The sequence below is a fragment of the Phaeovulum sp. genome, assembly GCF_041596715.1.
Classification (GTDB): domain Bacteria; phylum Pseudomonadota; class Alphaproteobacteria; order Rhodobacterales; family Rhodobacteraceae; genus UBA6213.
The window spans coordinates 1-3483 of the sequence record NZ_JBFHIA010000283.1 but is presented as its reverse complement, the minus strand read 5'-3'; the positions used below and the strand labels follow the sequence as shown (position 1 = coordinate 3483).

The window sequence follows — 3483 nt, the reverse complement described above, 5'->3', positions numbered from 1 at the left end:
CCCCGCAGGGCGGGGCGACGAGTCAATCTGGGGCACCGGTATCTATACCTCTGACAGCGACATTTGCACCGCGGCCAAACATGCAGGTTTTCTTGGCAAGGGGGGCGGCGACATTCGGGTGGTGATGCAGCCGGGGCAGGGCAGCTATCCTTCAAGTACGCAGAACGGCATCACCTCGAGCGAGTGGGGATCGTATTCGGAAAGTTTCGAGTTTTACCTGCCTGGGCAGGCGATCACGCAGCGCTTGCCGGGGTGCGCTTACAACATGCCCACTGACCAGACGGATTATGTCTGCAACTGCACGCCGAACGATTTTGATGGGTCGATCTGGGGCAGCGGCATCTATACCTCGGACAGCAGCATCTGCACGGCTGCACTTCATGCAGGTGCGGTCGGGCCGACGGGGGGCGATATCCACGTGGTAGCGCGGCCGGGGCAAGAGAAATACAACTCAACCACGCAAAACGGTGTTAACTCGTCGGAATGGGGGTCCTATTCCAGCTCGATCGAGTTTGTGCAGGCCACGCCAGTTGCGCCGATGCCCGCGCCTATGGAAAACGGTCCGGTTTGCGGCAAGTTTCCGGTAGGGGCGAGCACGCATGATTGCGTTTGTGGCGCTGCGGGTTCTGTGGCGGTTGGGCCTGTCTGGGGCTCGAACCCCTATGTAACCGACAGCGATATTTGCGAAGCAGCGCGCCACGCGGGCGTGATCGGGGATGTGGGGGGTGCGGTGCGCCTGTTCGGCCTGCCGGGGCTGGAGGCCTATAAGGGGAGCGAGCGCAACGCGGTCACCAGCTACGACTGGGGGGCTTACGGTGCCTCGATGACCTTTGATGGCAACCTGCGCTAGCGTTCAGCGGCAAGGCGCGCCTTTCGCTTACACGCAGCCAAAGCACGCTGCGCATCGTGTCAAAAAAAACGCCCGGCAGCAAAACTGCCGGGCGTCTTTCGTTGTGTCAGAGTGGGCTTAGAAGCCCGCCTTGATCGTTTCGAACTCGGCCAGTTGACGCTCGCGCATCGCCGGGTCGTTCGGGGTTTGCGCCAGAACCGGGGCCATCACATCGGTCAGACCGGCGATTTCGCGGTCTTCCTGCGAGACCAGCGCCATCGCGTGGGTGTTGGTGTGGCCATAACCGATCGCGTCCAAAAGCTCGGGGCCGGCATCGGGGCGCAGCCACGAGTTGACGAAGTCATAGACCTTGTCTTCACTGCCCGGCCCGTCCTTGAGGTTAACGAAGCCGCAGAACCAGCTTGACGAACCCTCGACCGCTTCACGCTGGAAGGCGACCGGGTAGCCATCGTCTTGCAAGTAGGCGACGCCATCGTTCCAGGACCAGGCAACCAGAACCTCGCCCGAGGCCATGATCTGGCTCATCTCGGCGGGGTCGGCCCAATAGGAGGCCACGTTCTTGTGCGCCTCGCGCAGCCAGTCGGCGGCGGCCTTGAACTGCTCTTCGGAAATCACGGTCCAGTCGGTCACGCCGGTGGCAAGATAGGCCAGCGCCCACACGTCGTCTGCGCTATCGGGCAGCGAGGTGCGGCCCTGATATTTCGGGTTCACGAAGACCTGCAAGCTGGCCACGTCTTCGGCGGGTACCAAATCGGGGTTATAGGCCACCGCGGTTGCGCCCCAGTCGCTGGGAATATACCACACGCCCGTGTCATCCTTGAAGATCGGCGAGGCAAGGAACTTCGGGTCGATATTGGCAAACTCGGGAATGCGGCTCACGTCCCAAGGCTCAATCAGGCCGGCGTCGCGGTATTTCGACACCATCTGCGAACAGGGGTGGGCCACATCGGCGCGGAACCCCGAGGCGATCTTCTGGAATGCCTCGTCGTCGTCGCCATAGAAGCTGTAGCTCGGCGCATCGCCGTGTTTTTCGACATATGTGGCAAACAGGCCCGGCTCTTCAAACCCGGCCCAGTCAAAAACCAGAAGCTGCGGGTCCGCAGCCCCGGCAGGCAGGGCAAGGGCAAGCATGGCGGCTGAGGTCAGCAGGAACGTGGTGGTTTTCATCGGCGTCCTTTCCGGGTTTGGGATAAAGCGCCTTGACGCTAGCGCCAAGGTGGCTTGCTAACAAGCAAAATTAGGGGCGCATAAGCCTGGTCGCAGGCCCTTGACCCTGCCCTGCGCTCGGGGCCAGATGGCGTGCGCGTCGCATTGGCGCTGCCAGCCCGAATGAGGAGCCCCCGGTGACCCTGCCTACCCTTGATATGCGCCATGTGCGTGCGCAATTCCCCGCCTTTTCGCAACCCGGCCTGAGCGAGCAGGCGTTTTTCGAGAATGCGGGCGGCTCTTACGCTTGTGCGCCGGTGATCGAGCGGCTGACACGCTTCTACCGCAGCCGCAAGGTGCAGCCCTATGCGCCTTACGCCGCCGCGCAAGCGGGTGGAGAAGAAATGGACGAAGCGCGCACCCGGTTGGCCGCGATGATGGGGGTGGCGCGCGACGAGTTGAGCTTTGGGCCCTCGACAAGCGCCAATACCTATGTGCTGGCGCAGGCGTTTCGCCGTGCGCTGAAGCCGGGCGAGGCGGTCGTGGTGACCAATCAGGACCACGAGGCGAACTCGGGCGCGTGGCGGCGGTTGGCCGAGGATGGGGTCGAAATCCGCGAATGGCAGGTTGACCCACGCACCGGCCACCTCGATCCGGCGCGGCTTGCGCCGCTTTTAGCTGACGGGCGGGTGGCGCTGGTGGCGTTTCCGCATTGCTCGAACGTGGTGGGCGAAATCAACCCGGTGGCCGAGATCGTGGCGATGGCGCATGCTTCGGGTGCGGTGACTTGCGTCGATGGTGTAAGCTATGCGCCGCACGGGTTGCCGAATGTGGGCGCGCTGGGGGCCGACATCTACCTGTTTTCGGCCTACAAGGTCTTTGGCCCGCATCAGGGCATCATGGTGATCCGCCGCGCCTTGGGCGAGCGGTTGCCCAATCAGGCGCACTGGTTCAACGGCGACACGCTTTACAAGCGCTTCACCCCCGCAGGGCCCGACCACGCGCAGATTGCCGCCTCTGCCGGGATCGCAGATTATTTCGACGATTTGTACGCGCATCACTTCGCGCCAGAGCCGGATGCGGCCAAGCGGGCCGCCGCCGTGCATGACCTGATGCGCGCGCAGGAAGTGGCGGTGATCGCGCCGTTGCTCGATTTTCTGGTGGATCGCAATGATCTGCGACTGATCGGCCCGCGCGATGCGGCGCGCCGCGCGCCCACCGTGGCGGTGGCGCTGGGGCGCGATGCAGAGCCTGTGTCAGAGGCGCTGGGGCGCGAAGGTATCAACTGCTGGGCGGGTGATTTTTATGCGCGCCGCCCGCTTGAAGCGATGGGGCTGGACGTGGGGCAGGGCGTGCTGCGGCTTTCGGCGGTGCATTACACCAGCGCCGAAGATGTGGCGCGGCTGATCGCGGCGCTCGGCCGCGTGTTGTGACGCAGGTGGCCTCTGCTTGGGGTCTATTGGCAATGAAGACGCCGCGATGAGTGG

General features: G+C 63.7%; 3 protein-coding genes. 2 read left to right on the top strand and 1 reads right to left on the bottom strand.

Annotated features, from left to right (window positions below; all coding sequences use genetic code 11):
* Positions 1-850: LCCL domain-containing protein (locus ABY403_RS14655; RefSeq protein ID WP_372841561.1), on the top strand; the 850-nt coding region annotated here is incomplete at its 5' end.
* Positions 851-967: 117 nt separating this feature from the next.
* Here the strand turns inward: ABY403_RS14655 and ABY403_RS14650 are convergent.
* Positions 968-2017, bottom strand: coding sequence for an extracellular solute-binding protein (locus ABY403_RS14650; protein WP_372841560.1), 1050 nt, complete (start codon positions 2015-2017; stop codon positions 968-970).
* A 182-nt stretch (positions 2018-2199) separates the two neighbouring features.
* Between ABY403_RS14650 and ABY403_RS14645 the strand changes: the two genes are divergently transcribed.
* On the top strand, positions 2200-3429 hold the full coding sequence (locus ABY403_RS14645) for an aminotransferase class V-fold PLP-dependent enzyme (RefSeq protein ID WP_372841562.1): 1230 nt from the start codon (positions 2200-2202) through the stop codon (positions 3427-3429).
* Positions 3430-3483 lie beyond the last annotated feature (54 nt).